Below are 20,901 nucleotides of genomic sequence, written 5' to 3'. Positions count from 1 at the left end.
CAAGGGGGCTAGCTGCGCAAGGTGCCGCCTTGCTTACCCGCGGCAGCGACGATCTTTTCGGAGACCGTCTCGATGTCCTTGTCTTCCAACGTTTTTTCGCGGGGTTGCAGGACGACTTCGATGGCCAGGGAGCGCTGATCTTCGGGTACGCCCTTGCCCTCATAGACGTCGAAGAGGCGCACCTCGTCGATGAGTTTCTTGTCGGCCCCCTCCACCGCGCGGAGCAGGTCGAGGGCCGGTTTGTCCTTCGGATAGAGGAAGGCGAAGTCGCGGCGCACCGGCATCAGCTCAGAGGCATCAAGGGCCGGTTTGGTGGCGCCTGCCTTCTTCGGCTGCGGCACGGCGTCGAGCTCGACCTCGAAGATGGCGACCGGCGATGGGAGGTCGAACGCCTTGGCGACACTGGGGTGCAGCTCGCCGAAACGGGCCAGCGTTGTCTTGGGGCCGAGACGCAGCTCGCCCGAGCGGCCCGGATGGTACCCGCGTGGCGCCTCGGCAAAGGTCATCAGCTTGGCCGTGGGCGCGCCGATGGCTTCGAGAACGCTGAGTGCCATGGCCTTCGCGTCGAACACGCCCGGCGCTTCCTCAGTACCCTGCCAGTTGCGGGGCAGCGTGCCGGAGAGGACACCCGTAGCCACACTACGCTGGCCCTTGGGCGTCACGTTCGTGTACGCACCGCCCACCTCGAAGAGGCGCACGCTCTCCGCGCCCCTCGCATGGTTGCGCGAGGCGGCCAGCAGCAGGTTCGGCAGCGGGCCGGGACGCATGACTGAGAGGTCGGAGCTGATCGGGTTGAGGAGCTTCAGCTCGTCCGGCTGGTCGGCGAAATGGGCTGCGCCCTCTTCGTCCGTGAACGCCCAGGTGACCGCCTCTAGAAGGCCCTGCGCCGCCAGCACTTCGCGGGCAGCGTGGCTGCGAATCTCCGCAACGGACGGGTTGCGGCGCGGAGCGTCCGAGAGGTTCGGCAGAAGCTCGGTGGGCAGATGGTCAAGGCCGTGGATGCGGGCGACTTCCTCGGCGATGTCGGCCTTGCCTTCCACATCGGGGCGCCAAGTGGGGACGTCCACCTGCCAGGTGCCGCCGCGGGTGACGCCGAAGCCCAGGGCGGTGAGGATCTCCTCCTGCCTTGTCTCCGAAACATCCATGCCGGTCAGGCGAAGGACTTCCGTGGCCGGATAGTCCACGGTCTTCTCCTCCACAGGCGGGGTGCCTGTGACGGTAATGGACGAGGCTCCGCCGCCGCAATGCTCTAGGATCAATGCTGCCGCACGCTTGAGACCATCCTCGATGCTGGCCGGGTCGATGCCGCGCTCGAAGCGGTAGCGGGCGTCCGAGGTCAGGGACAGCTTGCGTCCCGTCTTGGCAATGGTGAGGGGGTCGAAATAGGCGCTCTCGATGAGAACGTCCGTGGTGCCCTCGTCGCAGCCCGAGGACACCCCGCCCATGATGCCGCCGAGGCCGAGGACGCGACTATCGTCGGCGATGACGCACATGGTCTCGTCGACCGCGTATTCCTTGTCGTTGAGCGCCTCGAAGCTCTCGCCGGTCCTGCCTGTGCGAGCACGGATGGCGCCGTTTATCTTAGCAAGGTCGTAGACATGGAGCGGTCGAGCCGCATCGTAGGAGAGGTAGTTCGTAACATCGACCAGCATATTGATGGGCCTAAGGCCCACTGCACGCAGGCGGTCCTGCAGCCAGTCCGGCGAGGGGCCGTTCTTCACCCTGCGGATGACCAGAGCGCCGAAGGCGGGGCATGCCTCGGGAGCATCGGTCTCGACGGTGATCGGCTGCTCGAAAGCGGCGTCGACTTCTGGCACTTCCAGCGGTCTCAGCGTGCCGAGCCCTGCGGCGGCTAGGTCACGGGCAATGGCGCGCACGCCGTTCGTGTCGGGACGGTTGGGGGTCACCTCGAAGTCGATGACCGGATCGAGGGGACCCACCACTTCGGCCAAGGGGGTGCCGACCTCGGCGTCGCTGGGCAGCTCCATGATGCCGTCATGGTCGTCGCCGAGCTCCAGTTCGCGGGAGGAGCACATCATGCCGAGGCTCTCGACGCCGCGGATCTTGGCCTTCGTCAGCGTGGTGTCGAGCCCCGCGATGTAGGCCCCGACGGGGGCGTAAGCGACCTTGATCCCCTCGCGGGCGTTGGGGGCACCGCAGACGATCTGCTGCTCGCCGTCCTTGGTGTCGACGCGGCAGACGCGCAGCCGGTCGGCATCGGGATGCTGCTCAGCGTGCTTCACACAACCGACGGTGATCGGCGCGAGCGCTTCGGCGGGGTCCGTGACCCCTTCGACCTCAAGGCCGACCTTGATCATCGTCTCGACGATCTGGTCGAGGGTAGCGTCCGTATCAAGATGGTCTTTCAGCCAGGAAAGGGTGAACTTCATTCCGAACTCTCCGCAGGGAGGGGGGTGGGTCTGCCCTCGGCATCAAGGGCGACGAAGATGAAATCGGCCTGGGTGACCTTTTCGAGGTCGAACGTCCCCTGACGCTCGACCCAGGCCTCCACCCGGACCGTGACCGAGGTGCGTCCCTCACGGACGATCCGGCCGTAGCAGTTGAAGAGGTCGCCGACCTTGACGGGCCTGACGAAGTGCATGGCGTCCACGGCAACGGTGGCGACCCTGCCGCCCCCTGCCCGGCGCACGGCGATGACCGAGGAGCCGAGGTCCATCTGGCTCATCACCCAGCCTCCGAAAACATCGCCTGCCGAGTTGAGGTCGGCGGGCATGGGCTGCACACGGACGACGAGCTCGCCCTCGGGCTTCTGATCGTCAGCCATCAGACCTCCGTGGGCGCGAAGCCGTAGTGCTCGATCCAGCGCTGATCGGCCGCGAAGAACTGGCGAAGGTCCGGGATGCCGTATTTCAGCATGGCCAGGCGGTCGACGCCCATGCCGAAGGCGAAGCCTTGGTACTCGTCCGGGTCGAGGCCACAGGCCTTGAGCACGTTGGGGTGCACCATGCCGCAGCCCAGGATCTCCATCCAAGCCTCGCCCTGGCCGATCTTCACCACCGCGCCGTCGCGCTCGTACTTCACGTCCATCTCGGCGGAAGGCTCCGTGAACGGAAAGAAGTGGGGGCGGAAGCGGGTCTCCAGCGTCTTCACGCCGAAGAACTCGCGGCAGAAGGCCTCGAGCGTGCCCTTGAGGTGGCCCATATGGGTCTCGCGGTCGATGACGAGGCCCTCGACCTGGTGGAACATCGGCGTGTGGGTCTGGTCACTGTCGCAGCGGAAGGTGCGGCCAGGCGCGATGATCCTGATGGGCGGCTTCTCGTTCATCATGGTACGGACCTGCACAGGCGAGGTGTGAGTCCGTAAGACCATCTTCTCGCCGTCCTCCTTAGGCGGAAAGAAGAATGTGTCGTGCATCTCCCGCGCGGGGTGCTCGGGCGGAAAGTTGAGGGCGGTGAAGTTGTGGAAGTCGTCCTCGATATCCGGGCCTTCCCTCACCTCGAACCCCATGGCGGCGAAGATCTCGGCGATCTCGTCGAAGGTCTTGGTCAGGGGGTGGAGGCGCCCGCGGGGACCCGTGCTCACCGGCAGGGTCACATCGACCCGCTCGGCCTCCAGACGCTCGTTCAGCGCCGCTTCTTCGAGCACCGTTTTGCGCGCACCGATGGCGTCGGCGATCCGGGTCTTGAGGCCGTTCAGGGCGGGGCCTGCGACCTGGCGCTCCTCCGGGCTCATGCGGCCCAGGGTCTTCATCTTCTCCGAGACGACGCCCTTTTTGCCGAGGGCTGCCACACGGATATCCTCCAGCGAGCGCTCGTCCGAGGCGGCGTCGATCTGAGAGGTGAGGTCCGCCTCGAGGGCGGCAATGTCGGCTTCTAGGGTCATGCAGCACCGGGAACGAAATAGCGTCCGCGCCCTCTGCCAGCGCGGGGGCCGGGGATCAATGGGGAGCTAAGAATCGCAGGTGGGTTCGGGGTCCATGGCGAACCATAGAACCTGAGCGGTGACTTTGCTCCAGTCCATCGTCGGTTCTTCCATCGTTCCGTATTTGTCTATCTCTTTCTCGTCGCCAAGAATCCAACCGATTAGGTGGAGGCGATTGAAGCACGAGGTGCCCGAGATCTCTCTTCTGACAGTCAGCACGTTCGCAGCGCCGCCCTCAAAACTCCAGCCCGCTTCACCTAGCTTGGCAACGTAGTCCCACTCGAACGGTTCTTGGCGTTGATTAAGGACCTCAAGCGGCATCGCTACGCATCCGATGAACGTTTCCTCGATCTCATCACTAGACGGAAACTGGCAGTCGTCGGGAATAAACGCGCCCTCGATGAGTGGTAGGTCCAAAACTTCGGGAGCAATGACAGCCGGATCCTGGCTTGGTGCCGACCTCGAGGCACAGCTCGCTAGACCTACAGCCGCGACAACTCCGAGACAGATCGAACGCATTGATTTCTCCTCTTAGTGTTGGAAGCCTAAAAGAAAAACCCGCCGAACCGAAGCTCGACGGGCCAAACTCTCAGCAGAAGCGTGAGCGCTTACGCAGCAAGTGCTTCTTTCGCCTGGTTCGCAATCGCCTCGAACGCCTGCGGCTCGCGGGCGGCGATGTCGGCGAGCATCTTGCGGTCGACCTCGATGCCGGCTTTCGCGAGGCCGTTGATGAAGGTCGAGTAGGTCATGCCGTGGAGGCGCGCCGCAGCGTTGATGCGCTGGATCCAGAGCTTCCTGAACTCGCGCTTACGGTTCTTGCGGTCTCTATAGGCGTACTGGCCGGCCTTCTCCACCGCCTGGTTGGCAATGCGGAAGGTGTTCTTTCTACGGCCGTAATAGCCTTTGGCGGCCTTGATGACCTTGCGGTGACGGGCGTGGGAGGCGGCGCCGCCTTTAACTCGTGCCATGTGTCAGATCCTCTTAATTAGGTGCGGCTCAGCGCGCGTAGGGCATGTACTTCTTGACGATGCGCTGATCGCACTCCGCCATCGGTTCCATGCCGCGCTTCTGGCGGATCTGCTTGTTGGTGCGCTTGATCATGCCGTGGCGCTTACCAGTGCTGCCTGCCATGATCTTGCCGGTGCCGGTGACCTTGAAGCGCTTCTTGGCGCCCGACTTGGTCTTCATCTTGGGCATGTTCGTCTCCTCTTGGGGTCAGTTCATGCGCCGCCGAGGCCATGCCGTTGTGCCAGGCAGCGCGAAGGGGCGCGGATGACAGAAAACCGCCGCCCGCGCAAGAGCGGATCGGTCCTAGACGGGCACTTCCGGCGAGAACTGGCCGTGGCTTCTGTAGCGGAAGAGATAGGTGGGCAGCACCGCGTCCAGCGTGTCCGGCGTGATGCCGAGATCGGCGAAGGTCTTCACCCCTTGGCTCGAGACGACATTGTCGCGCTTGAGGAGCTTCACCTGGTCCTCGGTGATCGGCGACTGGACGATAGGGAGCTTCGCCGCGATGTCCCCTGCCCGGCCCATCATAGAGGCCGCAAAGAAGGGCAGCGGCACCAAGGCACGCTTCCGGCCGATGATCTTCAGCATGAGCTGCAAACACTCTTTGAAGGTCAGCACCTCCGGCCCGCCGAGCTCATAGATGCCGCCGGTGGGGGCCTCTCCAGCAACCAGCCTCGCCACCGCGTCGGCCACATCGTCCACATAGACCGGCTGGAACTTGGTCTTGCCGCCTCCGATGAGGGGAAGCGCTGGGGCGAGCCTCGTCATCCCGGCGAAGCGGTTGAAGAAGTCGTCCTGCTTGCCGAACACGATCGACGGGCGGACGATGGTGGCGCCGGGCACCGCATCCAGGATCGCCTTCTCGCCCTCCGCCTTGGTGCGGGCGTAGTCGCTGTCGCTGTCGGGATCGGCGCCGATGGCCGAGACATGGACGAGGTTGGCAATGCCGTTCGCCGCGCAGACCTCGCCCACATGGCGCGCGCCGCCGGCCTGGACGCTGCCGAACTTCTGCTTGCCGGTCTCGGCCAGGATGCCGACCAGGTTCACGCAGGCATCGGCGCCGTGCAGCGCGTCTTCGACCGAGGACCTGTAGCGGATATTGGACTGGAAGAGCTGCACCTGCCCCACCGCGCCCATGGGCTGCAGGAACACCGCCTGGTGAGGACGCCTGACCGCCGCCCGCACCCGGTAGCTGCGCCTGGCAAGCTCCCGCACCACATGCCGCCCAACAAAGCCCGAAGCACCGAACACCGTCACCAGCTTGCTCATGGGGAACCCTCTTCGTTAAGCGCAGCCATCCGAGCCGCGCCGATAGGGCATCGGGGCACTTTTGGCGAGGGGGCACATGATCCTTCTTGACGCCGCTAAAACCGGGAGGCTAGAGCGCCGCTTCCACCTGCCCAGGTGGCGGAATTGGTAGACGCGCCAGCTTCAGGTGCTGGTGTCCGTATGGACGTGGAGGTTCGAGTCCTCTCCTGGGCACCACAAAAGCGCCCGCCTTTGGCGGGCTTTTTTGTGGGAGATTTTTGATCTCACGGCGCGTAGCGCCTCCGATGGGGGCGGGCCTGACCGGCCCGGAACCGCGGTCGCGGTTCTTCCCGTTTCGCCGTCGTGCTTCGAAGGGTCTACAACAGAGGTGCTCCGCCCTCCTTCTAACGCTTCCCACGGCTTGACCGAGGGACCCAACTCCCGACGGTCCACCTAGGGTAAGCTTCAGGAGATGGCTCCCACGATCTCCGATATACTCCGCCTCACCGAAACATCCCTCGAAATCGCTCCGTAACCTTGCTTTGGCATGATGGGCATGTTGCGTTGCACCATCCGCCCTCAGCCAGAGCCCAAACCCATGTTCCGCTTCCCCGCCCTTGAAGGTCTGCCGCCCTATCTCTTCGCAGACCTGGCTGCGCGGAAGGCGGTAATGGTGGCCGAGGGGCGGGACGTCTTGGACCTAGGCCTTGGCAACCCGGACCTGCCGCCCCCCGCCCATGCGCTCGAGACCCTCCGCGCCGCCTCAGCAGAAGAGGCCAGCCACGGCTACGCCTTCACCGACGGCTCGCCGGAGCTGAGACAGGCCCAGGCCGACTACTATCAGCGCCGCTTCGGCGTGACGCTCGACCCCAGGACGCAAGTTCTGCAGACGATCGGCTCGAAGGAGGGCTTCGCCACCCTGGCGCGGACGATCTGCTCCCCAGGGGACAGGGCGCTGGTGCCGAACCCCTCCTACCCCATTCACCGCTACGGTTTCCTAATGGCGGGCGGGACGATCACGGATATTCCGGACACGCCGGATAAGGCGCAGCTACGCGCCGTGGACGAAGCCGCTGCGAAAAGCCCGGCCCCTATCGCCTGGGTTCTCAACTATCCCGGCAACCCGACGACTAGAATAGCGAGCCTCGACTTCTACCGCGAAGCCGTCGCGCTCGCGAAGAAGCGCGGTTTGCTGATCATCTCCGACCTCGCTTACGGCGAGCTCTACTATGGCGACCCGCCGCCCTCGATCTTCGAGGTGCCGGGGGCGATCGACACGGCGGTGGAGATCACCTCGGTCTCCAAGACCTTCTCCATGGCAGGCTGGCGCATAGGCTTTCTATGCGGCCAAGCGGAGGTCGTTGCCGCCGTCGCCAAGGTCAAATCCTATCTCGACTACGGCACGTTCGAACCCCTCAAGCGGGCAGCCACCGAGGCGCTCAGGCGCTTCGATGAGAGCTGCCCGCCCCTGCGCGAGACCTATCGCAAGAGGCGCGACGCGCTGGCCGAGGGGTTCGCCGAGGCGGGCGTTTCCATCGAACCCACCCCCGCCACCATGTTCCAGTGGCTGCCCATTCCGAAAGGCGAGGAAGGCGGCAGCCTCGGCTTTGCCGACCGTGCCCTTCAGACCGAAGGCATCGTCGTCAGCCCCGGCATCGGCTTCGGCAGCGGCGGTGACGGCCATGTGCGGGTCGCCCTGGTCAAGGACGAGCCCGTCATGCGCGAGGTGGGGCTGAGGCTCGCCCGCCTATACGCTGGGCACTGAGGGAAAAGCGATCAGCTCGTTGTCCGCATCGTGGCCGATGGGCGCACTGCCCAGATAGGGCACGCCGTAGCGGCGGCACCAGCGGTGAAGGATCGCTTCAGGCTCCTCGCCGAACGCGATGTCGTTCTCCGGCACCTCGCTCACCCTTCCCAGCATCACCCCCGACGCGCCGCGCAGGGCGCCGCTGGCGAAGACGGTGAACAGCATACGGTCGATGGCGTAGAGGTGCTCGCCCACCTCCTCGATCATCACCGCCTCGCCTGCGAAGTCCGGACAGTGATCGGTCGCCACGAGCGAGCTCAGCACCGCCAGGTTGAAGGCGTAGGCTACCGGTCGCTCCTGGCTGTCACCCGCGAAGAAGGACAGCACACGGCCGACCGCCTCCTCCCCGCCCTCTCGGAGAAGGTCGGCGACCATCGGGCCGTGCACGCATTTGCCAAAACCCGCGGCGCCGAGCGCGCCCAGCAGGTAGCCCCCATCGGAGTAGCCGAGATAGGTCTTGCTCCGTGCACTCTCTTCCAGACCTTCCAGAACGGGGGTCAGGATGCGGCAGGCGCCGTAGCCGCCGCGGGCGAACCACACCGCATCGACCTCCGGATCGTTCGCCGCGCGGATGAAGGCCGCTGCGCGCTCCTGATCGCTTCCGGCGAAGTGACCCTCGCTTAAAAAGCACTGATCGTCGAACCGGAGGGTGACGCCCGACACCCCGGCGGCGAGTTCCGCAGCCCGTTCCGCCGCCTCTCTAGGCAGCATCCGGCTAGGAGCCACGACCCTGATGTGGGTCATCGTTGGGCCAGCTTCGCGAGGAGGTCGTGAGCGAAGGTCGTGAGGCTGTCGTCCCTCGCGCCCATGACGACGACCAGGTCGCCCTCCTCCGCCTTCTCAACATGATCGGCGAAAGCGCTTCGCTCCTCCGTATAGTGCGCGTTGAGGCCTCTCTTTTCGAGGGCAGCTACGAGCCTTTCGGCATGGTCGTGGGTTTCGACCGTTCCGCCGAAATAGGCAGGCTTACTGATGAACAGGTGATCGCCTTGGCGCAAACCGCTGGCGAAGGCGTTCTCCCACAGATCGAGACCGCTGCGCAGGGGGCCGTAGCCGTGCGGCTGGTAGTAGACATGGATGCGGTCCGAAGCAGCGGTCAGCGCACCGAGGGACCCGGCGATCTTTTCGGGGTTGTGGGCGAAGTCGTCGATCACCGTGACCCCTCCCCCGGTGCCGATGCGCTGAAGGCGCCTGGCGCTGCCCTTGAATGTGCGGAGCGCATCCACCGACCGCTCGATCTCCGCGCCGAGAAGCTGCGCGGCCGCCAGCGCCGCCAGCGCGTTGTCGATGTTGAACCGGCCCATCAGCGGCAGAAACAGCTCGGCTTCGTAGCCGCCGCCCCGGTCCTTCAGCATGCCGCGCAGCCCATCGGTGCTGGCTTCGACGCCAGCGGCCGAGAGATCGGCATCGGCTTCCTGCCCGACCGTGACGACTTTGTCCGTAGGCAGCTCCTTCGCGATGGTCCTGACCGGATCGCTGCCGACGCCCAAAACCACCTTCCCCGCCCGCTCGGCATAGCCGCCGAAGAGCTTCATCAGCTCGGGCATGGGCTTGTGGTCTTCGGAGACGTTGAGAAGAACGCCCACGGAGGGGTTGTAGAGAGCGATGGAGCCGTCGCTCTCGTCCACCTCGCAGACGAAGGGGCCATCTCCCTCGCGGAATGCCGCGGGGCTGCCGTCCATGTCCTCGATGTTCAGCATGGGCGCGCCGTTGACCACCGCCGGGTCGGCGCCGATCTCGGCCAGGATATGCGCCAGCATGGCCGTGGTGGTCGACTTACCCGACGTGCCCGCGACCCCGCAGCTCACCTCCGCGCTGTTGGCGAGGGAGGCGAGAAGCTCGGCCCGGATCATCCGCCTGGAGCCTTTCTCGACGGCCGCCGCCACATCCGGAATGGTCGCCTCCACCGCCGAGGAGGTCACGAGCACTTCGCCCCCGGTGATGCCCGAGCCGTCCTGGGGATGGACGGTGATGCCAAGGCCCTTAAGCTTGGTGCGGAGCCCATCGGCCCGCCCCTGATCCACCGCCCGGTCGGACCCCTCCACCACCGCCCCCCGCGCATGAAGAAACCGCGCCAGAGGCAGCATGCCGCTGCCGCCGATACCGCAGAAAAAGTAGCGAGGCTCCGCCATGGGTCACTCCGTGGGCTGGGGATGCAAACAGCTAAGCATGGCGCCTAGCCTTTGCGCGAGGCTTAACGGCTGGCAGCTTCAAAGGACACGACCGTGTCCCGGCCAGTCAGGCCGCCCCGTCGGAGGCGCCACGCACCGTGAGCGAAAAAGTGGCGCGGATTAGACCAGAAACCTGGAACCAAATTTGGAGTGATATGAGGCTTTGGAGGCATGTCCTAGCTGACCTAAAGCTTTTAGATTCTGAGCGATGATGGATAAGGCACCTCCGTATCAATCATAAATATGTTGATTTTTGATCGATAAGATGATAGTTTATCGATCATGAAGTGGAATTGGGAACTCGATGATTGGCCGAACTTTTCGGCACCGAAAGCAGATATCAGCAGCCAAGAACGTCAGTTTCTAGAGAATGCTGGCGTCATCATCGGGACGGCCAAACACCTCAGCCCTGGCGATCAAGAGACGATCACCGTTTCATTGATGAGTATGGAAGCCCTCGATACTTCGAGCATCGAGGGCGAAACGCTGGATCGCGAGAGCGTTCAATCTTCGATTCAACGAGCGCTGGGTCTGAAAGCATCTAAGAGCTCTCATCGTCCTGCTGAAGCTGGTATCGCAGAGATGATGGTCGACCTCTTCCGCTCCATTGAAGCGCCTCTCACCGACCAGAAGCTGTTTCATTGGCACGAGACCATGTTCCAGGGGCGGTCTGATATAGCGCTTGGCAGATATCGGAAAAGCCAAGAGCCGATGCAAATCATCTCAGGTCCTTCTTATGCCCCCAAGGTGCATTTCGAAGCACCGCCCTCAACGGCTGTACCTAGAGAAATGAAGACGTTCCTGAAGTGGTTCAATGAGACATGCCCCGATGGACCCAATAGCCTTCCTACGATCAAGCGCGCTGCGCTTGCGCATCTGTGGTTCGAGAGCATTCACCCCTTTGAAGATGGGAATGGACGACTAGGGCGAGCCATCTCAGAGAAAGCTCTTGCGCAGGGTCGGACAGAGCCGGTGGTCACGTCACTCGCAGGGACCTTGCTCGAACATCAGAAAGACTATTACCGGGAACTTCAGCTCACGAACCATGATCTCGATGTGAGCCGATGGGTCGCATGGTTTGCTGATCGGGTCTTGGAGGCACAGCAAACCAGTCTCCAACATATTGAATTCTTGGTCTCAAAAACGAAGCTGCTTGATCGTCTGCGAGGTCAGCTCAACCCGCGCCAAGAGAAAGTCCTTCTACGAATGTTTGCTGAAGGACCTAGCGGGTTCAAAGGCGGGTTGAGCGCCAAGAACTACATCACGATCACAGGCACCACCACGGCCACCACCACGCGTGACCTGAGTGATCTTGTCCAAAAGGGCGCTCTCCGACGTGAAGGCGAGCGAAAGGCGACGCGCTACTACCTCAACCTCGATCAGTAGGCGAATCGTCATGCCTAAGCCGATTTGGAAGCAAATATTATTTGAATTCAGTAGCTTAGCATGGGGCCAGCTGGAACCGAAAATAACTTCTGAATGATTTCAACAACTTAGGCAATTGGCGCACCCAAAAGGATTCGAACCTTTGACCTCTGCCTTCGGAGGGCAGCGCTCTATCCAGCTGAGCTATGGGTGCGTGGTCCTACCCTATGGCAGCGGGGGGGCGGGGTTGGCAAGGGGTTTGACGGGCCTGCCTACTGACCGAGCTCGTTGACGATGCGGCCGGGATAGACGGCCTCGGCCCTCACATAGGTCTCGACGATGTCGAGGGTCTCCTCGAAGGCGACGGCGTGGCTGTGCGGCGGGGCGATGCCGCCCTTCACCGCCACCGGAATGGCGCGGGCGAGGCCCTGGCGGTTGAGGGAGTGGGCCGCGAGGTCCGAGCCGTCGGGGGCCTGCTTCAGGCCCCTCGGGCTGTCGCTAAGGTGCTCGGCGAAGAGCTCGGCGGTCTTGAGGAACACGTCGATGCTGGTCGCGAAATTGCCGGCGGGCATGCCGTAATCGGCGATCTCGTAGCGGGTGAGATAAGCGATGTCGTCGCGGCTGACCCCGGCGGAGACGAAGGCGTAGCGCTCGTTGAAGGCCGCCACGGTGCGCCGGTCGGCACCGGTCTCGAACAGGGTGACGAAGTGCACGCCTCGGCAGCGCCCCTCCTTGTCGCAGGAGAGCGGGGTGATCTGGAACCGGTGCCCCTCGGGCGAGCGCACCAGAAGCGCCTTGTCGCCCCGAGGCAGGGTCACCCCCTCATAGTCGAGGTCCATCTGGGAGAGGATCGGCACCAGCTCCTCGGCGTTGAGGCTGGCCAGGGGGGCGGAGGGGTTGCGGATTTTCGCAGGCGTGCGAGACGCCGCTTTTTCCTCGGCCTGCGCGCCCGTACCGATGAGAAGCGCCGCCGCCGCCAGCAAGAGATACCGCACCATGGAACAGTCCCGCCAAAAACCACCTAAGCGTAGCGAAGAGTCCGGCGCTCGTAAACGTGGCGAGGGCGACGAGAAGAAGGGCCGAAAACCCAAACCCCCGCCCCAGGGCGTTCCCGCCCGCGACGCGGCGCTGGCGCTGATCCACATGACCACGCGCGGGCTGACCCTGAACGAGGCGGTGGAGACCTGTAAGAGCTTTCAAGCGCTGGAGGGTGCCGACCGCAGCTTCGCCCGTGCCCTCGCCTCCACGACGCTCAGGCGGCGCGGCGCCCTCGACGAGGTGTTCGAGAGCTACCTGAAGATCCCCCTTAAGCCCAAGCAGACCCTGCTCCGCGACCTCTTCCGGGTGACCGCGGCGCAGCTCTGCGTGATGGATGTGGACCCCCATGCGGCGGTCTTCTGCGCGGTGGAGATCGCCAAGCTGCGCGACACGACAAGGGGCTACAAGAACCTCGTCAACGCGGTCGCCCGCGCCATGAGCGAGGACGGCAAGGAGCGGCTGGAGAAGCTGCCCATCCGCCAGGACGCGCCGGGCTGGCTGTGGCGTCGCCTCGCCAAGGCTCACGGCACCAAGACGGCAGAGAAGATCGTCCTCGCCCACCGGGACGAGGCGCCGCTGGACCTCAGCCTCAAAGACCCTTCGGCGGAGCTGGTTCTCGGCGAAGAGATCGAGGCGAAGCGGATCGGCGTCAGGACCCTGCGCACGGCCTCCCGCCTGGTGCCGGGCATTCCGGGCTATGAGGAGGGCGCGTTCTGGGTGCAGGACGTCGCTGCCACCCTGCCCGCCGCGATCCTGGGAGCCACCGAGGGCGCGAAGACCTTCGACCTCTGCGCGGCTCCGGGCGGGAAGACCATGCAGCTCATGGCCGATGGCGCCTGGGTGACGGCGGTGGACACCTCGGCCTGGCGCCTCAAGCGGCTGGAAGCGAACCTTCAGCGCGTCGGCTTCTCCGCCTCGGTGGTGCAGGAGAACCTCCTCGAGTGGAAGCCGAGCGGTCCGGCCAAGTTCGTGCTGCTCGACGCGCCCTGCTCGGCGACGGGGACGATCAGGCGCAACCCGGACCTTCTCTGGACCTCGCGGGAGGAGCAGCTTCCGCTTCTCAAGGACCTGCAGGCGAAGATGCTTGATAGGGCCGCCGACCTCACCGAGGCGGGGGGCACCTTGGTCTATGCCGTCTGCTCGCTCCTGCCCGAGGAGGGTGAGGAGCAGGTGGAGAAGCTCTTGGCGCGCCGGGACGATCTCGAACGGGTGCCGGTGGAGCCGTCCGAGGTGGGCGGCCTGCCGGTGATCAACAAGCAGGGCGATATCCGCTGCCTGCCGCACCTTCTGAACGATGAGGGCGGCATGGACGGGTTTTTTGCCGCAAGGCTGAGGAAGAAGTAGAAATTGCTCTCCAACCTCCGTCATCCCGGCCTTGATCCGGGATCCATGGACTAATCGCTCAATACGGAAACCATGTCAGTCTTGTCGGACACCCAAGGCCATGGGTCCCGGATAAGTGCTACGCACTTTCCGGGATGACGCAGTCAGTAGCCTACCCCGCGAACCCAAGCTCGAACTTCAGCGCCGCGCGGTGCGCTCTGGTCTCGAGCGGCAGGAGGAAGCCGGGGACGAAGCCGAACCTTTGTTTGATGTCGTTGATGCCCGCGAGCGCCGCGCCTTGGGCCACCGGGTCCCAGCCCTGGCCGTAGGCGATGCGCACGAGGCGCTGGGTGTAGGCGATCTGAAGGTTGCGGCGATAGGTGTTGGTCACCCCCATCAGATCGTTGCCGAAGATGGCGTCGTTGAGGTCCTGCACCACCTCGGCGGCGGAGTAGTTGCCGCCGTAAACCGCGCTGTTGGTCATGCGCGACATGACCTGCGGGTTCAGGATCTGCGAGATGATGCCCATCTGAACGCTCAGCGCCCGCTCGTGCAGCTTGGGGTCTTCGGTGTTGAAGAAGAAGTTGTAGCCGCGGCGCTGGGGCTGGAGGTGCCGGATCAGCTCTTCGGAGGCGTCGAAGGCGTCGGCGGCGAAGAAGTGCTCCGCCAGCGCGTTCATCGCGGCCTTCTGCTTCTCGCGGGAGACTGGCGTGTAGGGCACCTTGGCGTCCTCCTGGCCGGGCGCGGTGCGCTCGACGTGGATGCCGCCGAGCTGCTTGGAGAGGACCACGCCCATGCGGCCCGCCTGGCCGGTGAGGCTGAGATACTGCCGCCACAGCTTGTGGTAGCTCTCCTCGTCACCCGCTTCGCCGTAACCGTCCATCAGGCGGCCGAGGAGGTCGTCGATCAGCTCCAGCCGGTCGATGGAGTAGGTCACCGTGTCCGACGACTGGTCGAAGATCATCACCCGCGGGTCGATGCCGTTCCAGGGGCTGCGCATGTCGTCGGCATCGTTGCCGAAGGCCAGCGCCGGATCGCCCGACTTGGCGAGCAGCGCCTCGCGCTCCGCCTCGTCGTCCAAGTCGGGGTCGTAGCCGAAGCTGATCGCCCAGTGGTCGTAGCTGCCGGGGCGGGTGTGGTCGTAGTCGCCCTGCTCCATACCCAGCGGCGCGAAATTAGTGGCGTGGTAGTCCATGACCGAGCCCGACGGCGCGCCCTTGGTGACGCCCTTGTCGTGAATCTCGCGCGGGCCGAAGACGTTGGTGCCCTTCATGTTGTGGTTGAGGCCCAGCGTGTGACCGACCTCGTGCATGATGAGGTTAGAGAGGCTCTGGCGCACCAGTTCCTTCATCTCCTCTTCGCCCTCGCCCATGACCTGGAGCGCGGTCATGCCGAACTCGATCTTGGCGCGCGCCTCGGCGCCGGCGAGGCAGAGATGGCGGTCGTGATGGGTGTCGGCGTCGGGGCGGATGATCGCGCCCTTCTCGTCGAACTCGACCTTCTCGGTGATCTGCGCGGGAAGCCCGGCCGTCTCGAAGGTCTCGGTCTCGAAGGTGCTGCCCATCAGGTAGCTCAGCTCGAGCATGATGTCCGCGCCGAGGATCTCGCCCGTGCGGGGGTTGGAGAAGCTCGGGCCGTAGCCGCCGAAGGGCGGGCGCGGCGAGGATGTCCAGCGAAGCACGTTGTAGCGGATGTCGCCGGCGTCCCACTCGGCGTCGTCCGGCTGGACCTCGACAGCGACGGCGTTCTTGAAGCCCGCGCTCTCGAAGGCCTCGTTCCAGGCCAGCACGGCCTCGGCGATCACCTCGCGGTACTCGTGGGGGGTGGTGTTCTCGATCCAGAAGGTGATCGGCTCGACGGGCTCGGAGAGCTCCGCCTCGGGGTCCTTCTTGACCAGGCGCCAGCGGTTGATGACGTCGCGGTAGGGCGTGGTGCTGAAGCTCGTCAGATCGGTGACCTGATCGAAGAAGTAGCCCACCCGGTAGTCGTCGAAGCGGGGGGTGAAACCCTCCTCAGGCATCGCGATCAGCGAGTGCTGCACGGTGAGCTGCGTCGAGCGGGCGTCGGTCACCGCCATGGAGCCCTGGTTGAAGGGCATGGGGTTGTCGAAGACGTAGTTCACCCGGACGTCGACGTTCTCAGGGTAGCCGCGCACCACATCGTACTTGGTCTTCTTGCCGGACAGGCCGCCCAGGTTGAACTGGAAGGGCCCCGCCAGCGGGTTCGGCCGGTTGAGCTGGGTCAGCATCTCCGACTTGAAGAGCGGCGCGCCGGAGATGAGGTAGCGGGAGCCGTCATCACCCTCCCCCTTGGTCTCGGCGATGATCTTGAGCGTGCCGATGATCGAAGGCGTGATGTTGGCGTCGGAGGCCCTGGCGACGGGGCTCTCGGGGTCGAAATAGTAGGAGGTGTTGACCTCGTTCAGCTCGAGCTGGCCGAAATGCTTGTCGAAGCGGATCACCCGGTTGTCGGCGTAGGAGCCCTTGAACGCACCCGCGTCGAGGAAGCCGTTCTCCACATAGGTGAAGGCGATGAACTCCTCGCCGAGCTGCTCCTCGGAGACCTCAAGATAGATCGAGCCGTCCTTGGCGTCGCGGTAGATCGGGAACAGGCCGTCCGTGACCTCGTAGCCCTCGGTCTTCTCCGCGATGGTCGGCAGGCCGCCCTTCTTCTTGTCCTGCGCGATGGCAGGAGCGGCCGAAGCCAGCGTGAATGCGGTAACGGCCGCGCCTAACAGCGCGCGCCCCTTCATCGTGCGGATCATCCTGCCTGCCCTTCCCCGTCGCCTACGGCCTCGCCGCCCCCGGCTCAGCCTTTCCTAGAGTTTAAGTACACCGTAACGGTTTGAGCCGGGAGCGCAACGCTCTGCTCACGATTTCGCTATTTTTTAGGGTTCCACTGCAAAGCGCGGGCCGAAACGCCGCAATCGGCTAAAGGGGCTGCCAAGGATGCCCGGGACCGCTTGCGAAGGAGGCGGGGTTCCCCCATCTTCCAACGCATGTACGGGCGCGGGCCAGGGGCCCTGTGCCGACAAGGAGAAACTGAATGTCTGAGACCAACCGTCTTCATCAGCGCGCAGGCACGGGCGCGCTCGCCTATGATGAGGGCCTGCGCAAGTACATGCTGGGCGTGTACAACTACATGGCCCTCGGCATCGCCGGCACGGCGCTGATCGCGCTGGCCTTCATCCAGAACCCCCAGTGGATCGCCACCGTCGGGGGCCTCGGCTTCATCCCGTTCATCGGCGTTCTCGCCGTGGGCTGGTTCGCGCCCAAGGTGATCTTCTCGGGCAGCCGCCAGATGGCCTTCGGCGCCTACGCCCTCTACGTGGCGCTCTGGGGCGTCCTGATCGGGCCCTTCGTGGCCGCCACCGCCCTCGGCCCGCAAGGCGCGGCGGATGTGGCCCTGGCCTTCTTCATCGCCGCCTCGATCTTCATGGCGATGTCGCTCTACGGCTACACCACCAAGAAGGATCTGAGCCCCATGGCGAAGTTCCTGTTCATGGCCGGCATCGGCTTCCTGGTGCTGATCGTGGCCAACTTCTTCATCCAGTCCTCGGGGCTCAGCTTCCTGATCTCGGCGGGCGTGATCCTCTACATCTCGGCGGTCACCGCCTATGAGACGCAGATGATCAAGAACCTCTACGCCGATGGCGCGACCGAGCAGAACGAGCGGGCCGCCATCTTCGGCGCCTTCGCCCTCTACGGCAGCTTCGTCACGCTGTTCATCCACGTGCTGAACCTGCTCGGCATCATGCGCGACTAGGCGCTGCCGCCAGCGACAACGACAAAAGCCCCGGCCTCACCGCCGGGGCTTTTTGCTGGGCGACGCCTATTTATGGGACGGCCTCTTCTTGTGCTGCCCCCCTCCCCTTCAGCCTCCCGGCAGCTCCACCACGGGTGGGGGAGGTGTCCGGAGGACGGAGGGGGCAGCCTCTGTTGCAACAGAGCACAGCCTCGAAGCGGCTCGCTGCCATTCGCCCTTTCAGGGATGCCTTTCGCTTCTTACCTGCAACGACGCTCAGGGAGGGCCGCAGGGATGACCAACTTTAGAACGCTTTTGATCTCGTCCAGCTTCGCCGCCGCGTTGCTGCATCTTGCCGGATGTTCGGAGCTGTCAGGGGGCAGTGAGACATCGCCGCCACAGGCCGAGGCATCCTCGGTCGAGGTTTTCGACGCCGGAGAGCTGATCGCCGAGGCGGCCATTCCGGCCCTGTCCCTGGCGGTGATCGAGGGCGGCGAGGTCGTCCGCGTCGAGCAGCTCGGTGTGGTCAGCGCCGAAACCGGCCAGCCGGTGACCGAGGACCACCTCTTCCAGGCCGCCTCGCTCAGCAAACCCGTCATGGCCTATATCACCATGCGGCTCGTGGACCGGGAGCTTCTCACCCTCGACACACCCCTTCACACCATTCTGCCGTCGGAGAGGTTCGCCAATCAGGACTATGCCGAGGAGCTGACGCCGCGCCTCCTCCTGTCCCACCAGTCGGGTCTGCCGAACTGGGGCGGCACGCCGCTCGAGTTCAACCGCGCGCCCGGACAGCGCTGGGGCTATTCGGGCGAGGGCTATGTCTACCTCCAGCAGGTTCTCTCGGAGCTGACGGGCCTGAGCCTGGAGGAGATAGCCCGGCGCGAGGTCTTCGAGCCCCTGGGCATGACCAAGAGCAGCTTCTTCTTCGACGGCGATGATCCGCCGCTCATCGTGGCCCCTCACAACGATGCCGGAGAGGCCCAGCCCCTCGGCGAGCCCTACAGCAACGCCGCATCGAGCCTTCATACGGAGGCGGGCGACTATGCCCGCTTCATGCTGGCCGTTCTCAATGGCGAGGGTCTGTCCGAAGCCTCCCACCGGGAGATGCTCTCAACCCAGATCATGATGCCCACCGAATGGAGTGATGAAAACGCGCCCCTCACCGACAATCTCGGCTGGGCGCTGGGCTGGGGCACGATGAGCGAAGATGACGGCCAGGCCCTCTGGCACTGGGGTGACAACGGCACCTATCGGGCCTTCGCCTTCCTTGAAACGGGTACCGGGGACGGCGCCGTCTACTTTGCCAATTCGAGCCACGGGCACAGCATCGCCAACGCGCTCTACGAAGGTCTCGGCCACGATATTGGCGATATCTCCGCATGGCTCGGTTTCAGGGACTACGACGCACCCGGCTTCAAGGCTTGGCGCCAGGGCATCGTCGCCGAGGCCGCAGGCGACTACCGCGAGGCCGCGGCGAAATACCGGCAATCCTACGAGGAAGAGGGGGGCACGAACGAGCGCCTAGCGGTGACCCTCGCCTGGTACGACCGCTTCGGCGAGGCCCTCAGCACCGAACCCGCCGCCATGAGCGCCGAGGAAGCCGCGCCCTATACCGGGCAGTACGGCCCCAGGCGGGTCTGGTTCGAGGAGGGCTTCCTCTACTATCAGCGTGAGGAAAGACCCGCCTTCCGACTGCTCCCGGCAGGCGAGCACCTCTTCCTCCTCGAAGGCTTCCCCGGCTTCCACCTCGCCTTCGAGATGGCAGAGAACGGAGAAGCGACGGCGCTAGTCGGCCACTACGGCGACGCCAGTTCCGACCGCAGCGAACGGGACGGGTCGTAGCCTCTGTCCTCGAGTGCGAAGGACGGGGTACGACAGTCCCGTCAAGATCGGTACTGTTTCAGTCTGGATCTCGGTTAGGAGGTCTGACCGCTGACCACCTCTCCCAAGGGAGAGGTCGAAGGCTGCGCCAGCAGGCTTCGGGTGAGGGCGTTCTAGGCACCGGTCCACATCCCGAGGACAAAGCGTTGCGCGCTACACGCCCTCACTCGGTATCGAAGATACCGATCTCTCCCGATGAAGAGATGACCAAAGCCGAGGGGACGATCTACTGAACCGGTCTCTCCTCGGCGACGCCTGTCCCCGTGTCGGGGCTCACCCGCTCCAGCCCTTCCAGCATCAGGTCGGGGCTGAGCGGCATCTCGCGGAAGGCGTCGAGGTCCGGGCCGCCGCGGTCCTTAGCGATCTGCATGGCCCCTTCGAAATCGTCCGCCTCGTCCATGCCGAGCAAGGTGAGGGCGGCAAGGTCCAGGCGCTGGCTGGCGTTCATCTCGCCATAGAGGCCGCGGGCGTCGGAGAACTCGCCCTCTTTGTCGGACAGCTCGAGATTGTCCTCGATCATGTCCGTATCGTTGCTGCCGTCATTCTGCCCGGTCATCATCTCCTTGGCGTGGTAGCGCTTGAGCATCACCGCAAAGGCACGCACGTCCTCCTCGCTCACGTTCAGGCTGATCTTGTTGGCCATGCTGGTCTCCGTATCCGTTCGCAGGAGCTAACACTCCACAGAGAGAACCGGCTCAGCATTCCGTGTCTTCGATGCCTAACTCACCACCTTCAGCCGCTTGGCGTCGAAGACCCTCAGCACCTGGTCGAGCTCGTGCCCGCGCTTGAGGATCTGCCCGGCCATGGAGACCACCGACCACTGGCCCTGCCGCCCGCGCAGCTTGGGCTGCTTCTCGATGCGGTAGAGCGGCGCCTCGGCAGCCCGCCTGAACACCGAGAACACGGCCCGGTCGGAAAGCCCGTCAATGGCGTAGTCCTTCCAATCGCCCTTGGCGACGAAGAAGCCGTAGAGCTGGAGGAGCCGGTCGAGCTCTCGCCGGTCGAAATGCACCGCCTCGCGGGCGCTGTTCTTCATGCGAAGATCGTTCATCACCTTGGAGCTTAGGAGCCGGAGCGCCCCGCGCAAGGGGCGATCACCCGATGCCCGGAAGACGCCCAGCCCCCGCCGCAATCTCGCCCCCTTCGCCCCGCAGACCGGAGGAAGGCCAGGCAGGGGGTACGGGCCTTCGGATCATCTCGCCCCCCAGCCCCCCGTGGGCTCGGGCTTCCTGTCTGGCTTATTTATCTCACGGCGCGCGGCGCCTCCGATGGGGCGGACCTGACCGGTCCGGGACCGCGGTCGCGGCCCTTCCCGTTCCGCCGTTGGTTTGCTGGGAAGACTGCATCGCCGCCGCGCTTTCCTCCCCCTTCCAGGGGGAGGTGCCCGGAGGGCGGAGGGGGACTTTCAACAAGCGCCTTCGATAGTTGCGA

18 protein-coding genes and 2 tRNA genes are annotated in these 20,901 nt (G+C 64.6%); 6 read left to right on the top strand and 14 right to left on the bottom strand.

The genetic code is table 11. The features are described 5' to 3' along the window. Window positions 1-8: 8 nt before the first annotated feature. The 7 genes from pheT to NOG11_RS10470 form a co-directional block, all read right to left on the bottom strand. Entirely contained in the window at window positions 9-2,390 is a 2,382-nt protein-coding gene (gene pheT / locus NOG11_RS10500) for a phenylalanine--tRNA ligase subunit beta (RefSeq protein WP_256619712.1), read from the bottom strand. Next, a complete protein-coding gene (locus NOG11_RS10495) occupies window positions 2,387-2,785 on the bottom strand; it encodes an acyl-CoA thioesterase (RefSeq protein ID WP_256619711.1) in 399 nt (132 codons plus the stop codon). Before NOG11_RS10495 ends, pheT begins: the two co-directional genes overlap by 4 nt. Next, the gene (gene pheS / locus NOG11_RS10490; protein ID WP_256619709.1) at window positions 2,785-3,843 is read right to left on the bottom strand and encodes a phenylalanine--tRNA ligase subunit alpha; all 1,059 of its coding nucleotides are present in this window, start codon (window positions 3,841-3,843) and stop codon (window positions 2,785-2,787) included. Before pheS ends, NOG11_RS10495 begins: the two co-directional genes overlap by 1 nt. 66 nt (window positions 3,844-3,909) lie before the next feature. Next, window positions 3,910-4,401 (bottom strand): hypothetical protein, encoded by a 492-nt coding sequence (locus NOG11_RS10485; RefSeq protein WP_256619708.1) that lies wholly within the window; start codon window positions 4,399-4,401, stop codon window positions 3,910-3,912. 89 nt (window positions 4,402-4,490) lie between these two features. Next, the gene (gene rplT, locus NOG11_RS10480; protein WP_256619707.1) at window positions 4,491-4,850 is read right to left on the bottom strand and encodes a 50S ribosomal protein L20; all 360 of its coding nucleotides are present in this window, start codon (window positions 4,848-4,850) and stop codon (window positions 4,491-4,493) included. A 28-nt stretch (window positions 4,851-4,878) separates the two neighbouring features. Continuing rightward, window positions 4,879-5,079, bottom strand: coding sequence for a 50S ribosomal protein L35 (gene rpmI, locus NOG11_RS10475; RefSeq protein WP_256619705.1), 201 nt, complete (start codon window positions 5,077-5,079; stop codon window positions 4,879-4,881). A 114-nt stretch (window positions 5,080-5,193) separates the two neighbouring features. Then, the gene (locus NOG11_RS10470) at window positions 5,194-6,159 is read right to left on the bottom strand and encodes a complex I NDUFA9 subunit family protein (RefSeq protein WP_256619704.1); all 966 of its coding nucleotides are present in this window, start codon (window positions 6,157-6,159) and stop codon (window positions 5,194-5,196) included. 129 nt (window positions 6,160-6,288) lie between these two features. On the opposite strand from NOG11_RS10470, the gene NOG11_RS10465 reads away from it, so the two are divergent. Continuing rightward, window positions 6,289-6,375: transfer RNA gene (locus tag NOG11_RS10465), tRNA-Leu, on the top strand. Window positions 6,376-6,736: 361 nt separating this feature from the next. Then, window positions 6,737-7,903, top strand: coding sequence for an aminotransferase class I/II-fold pyridoxal phosphate-dependent enzyme (locus NOG11_RS10460; RefSeq protein WP_370468266.1), 1,167 nt, complete (start codon window positions 6,737-6,739; stop codon window positions 7,901-7,903). Here NOG11_RS10460 and NOG11_RS10455 read toward each other — a convergent pair. Then, complete coding sequence (locus tag NOG11_RS10455; protein WP_256619702.1) at window positions 7,886-8,689, bottom strand: LD-carboxypeptidase; 804 nt, start codon at window positions 8,687-8,689, stop codon at window positions 7,886-7,888. The two genes, NOG11_RS10460 and NOG11_RS10455, sit on opposite strands and share 18 nt — an antisense overlap. Further along, window positions 8,686-10,077 (bottom strand): Mur ligase family protein, encoded by a 1,392-nt coding sequence (locus NOG11_RS10450; RefSeq protein ID WP_256619701.1) that lies wholly within the window; start codon window positions 10,075-10,077, stop codon window positions 8,686-8,688. Before NOG11_RS10450 ends, NOG11_RS10455 begins: the two co-directional genes overlap by 4 nt. A gap of 321 nt (window positions 10,078-10,398) precedes the next feature. Between NOG11_RS10450 and NOG11_RS10445 the strand changes: the two genes are divergently transcribed. Further along, window positions 10,399-11,502 (top strand): Fic family protein, encoded by a 1,104-nt coding sequence (locus NOG11_RS10445; protein ID WP_256619700.1) that lies wholly within the window; start codon window positions 10,399-10,401, stop codon window positions 11,500-11,502. Between the two features lie 116 nt (window positions 11,503-11,618). Here the strand turns inward: NOG11_RS10445 and NOG11_RS10440 are convergent. Both NOG11_RS10440 and NOG11_RS10435 read right to left on the bottom strand, forming a co-directional pair. After that, a tRNA-Arg gene (locus NOG11_RS10440) sits at window positions 11,619-11,695 on the bottom strand. Window positions 11,696-11,753: 58 nt separating this feature from the next. Then, on the bottom strand, window positions 11,754-12,479 hold the full coding sequence (locus NOG11_RS10435) for a YbjN domain-containing protein (protein ID WP_256619699.1): 726 nt from the start codon (window positions 12,477-12,479) through the stop codon (window positions 11,754-11,756). On the opposite strand from NOG11_RS10435, the gene NOG11_RS10430 reads away from it, so the two are divergent. Then, the gene (locus NOG11_RS10430; RefSeq protein ID WP_256619698.1) at window positions 12,478-13,863 is read left to right on the top strand and encodes an RsmB/NOP family class I SAM-dependent RNA methyltransferase; all 1,386 of its coding nucleotides are present in this window, start codon (window positions 12,478-12,480) and stop codon (window positions 13,861-13,863) included. The two genes, NOG11_RS10435 and NOG11_RS10430, sit on opposite strands and share 2 nt — an antisense overlap. 151 nt (window positions 13,864-14,014) lie before the next feature. Here the strand turns inward: NOG11_RS10430 and NOG11_RS10425 are convergent, their stop codons facing one another. Continuing rightward, the gene (locus NOG11_RS10425) at window positions 14,015-16,606 is read right to left on the bottom strand and encodes a zinc-dependent metalloprotease (protein WP_256619697.1); all 2,592 of its coding nucleotides are present in this window, start codon (window positions 16,604-16,606) and stop codon (window positions 14,015-14,017) included. 281 nt (window positions 16,607-16,887) lie between these two features. On the opposite strand from NOG11_RS10425, the gene NOG11_RS10420 reads away from it, so the two are divergent. After that, complete coding sequence (locus NOG11_RS10420) at window positions 16,888-17,607, top strand: Bax inhibitor-1/YccA family protein (RefSeq protein WP_256619696.1); 720 nt, start codon at window positions 16,888-16,890, stop codon at window positions 17,605-17,607. A gap of 273 nt (window positions 17,608-17,880) precedes the next feature. Next, window positions 17,881-19,431, top strand: coding sequence for a serine hydrolase domain-containing protein (locus NOG11_RS10415; RefSeq protein WP_256619695.1), 1,551 nt, complete (start codon window positions 17,881-17,883; stop codon window positions 19,429-19,431). A 265-nt stretch (window positions 19,432-19,696) separates the two neighbouring features. On the opposite strand, the gene NOG11_RS10410 is transcribed toward NOG11_RS10415, so the two are convergent. Next, window positions 19,697-20,113, bottom strand: coding sequence for a hypothetical protein (locus tag NOG11_RS10410; protein ID WP_256619694.1), 417 nt, complete (start codon window positions 20,111-20,113; stop codon window positions 19,697-19,699). A 75-nt stretch (window positions 20,114-20,188) separates the two neighbouring features. After that, a complete protein-coding gene (locus NOG11_RS10405) occupies window positions 20,189-20,521 on the bottom strand; it encodes a DUF2794 domain-containing protein (protein WP_256619693.1) in 333 nt (110 codons plus the stop codon). Between the last annotated feature and the right edge of the window lie 380 nt (window positions 20,522-20,901).

Source organism: Parvularcula maris (genome assembly GCF_024505085.1).
GTDB classification, from domain to species: Bacteria; Pseudomonadota; Alphaproteobacteria; order Caulobacterales; family Parvularculaceae; genus Parvularcula; species Parvularcula maris.
This window is presented reverse-complemented; position numbering and strand designations above follow the sequence as displayed.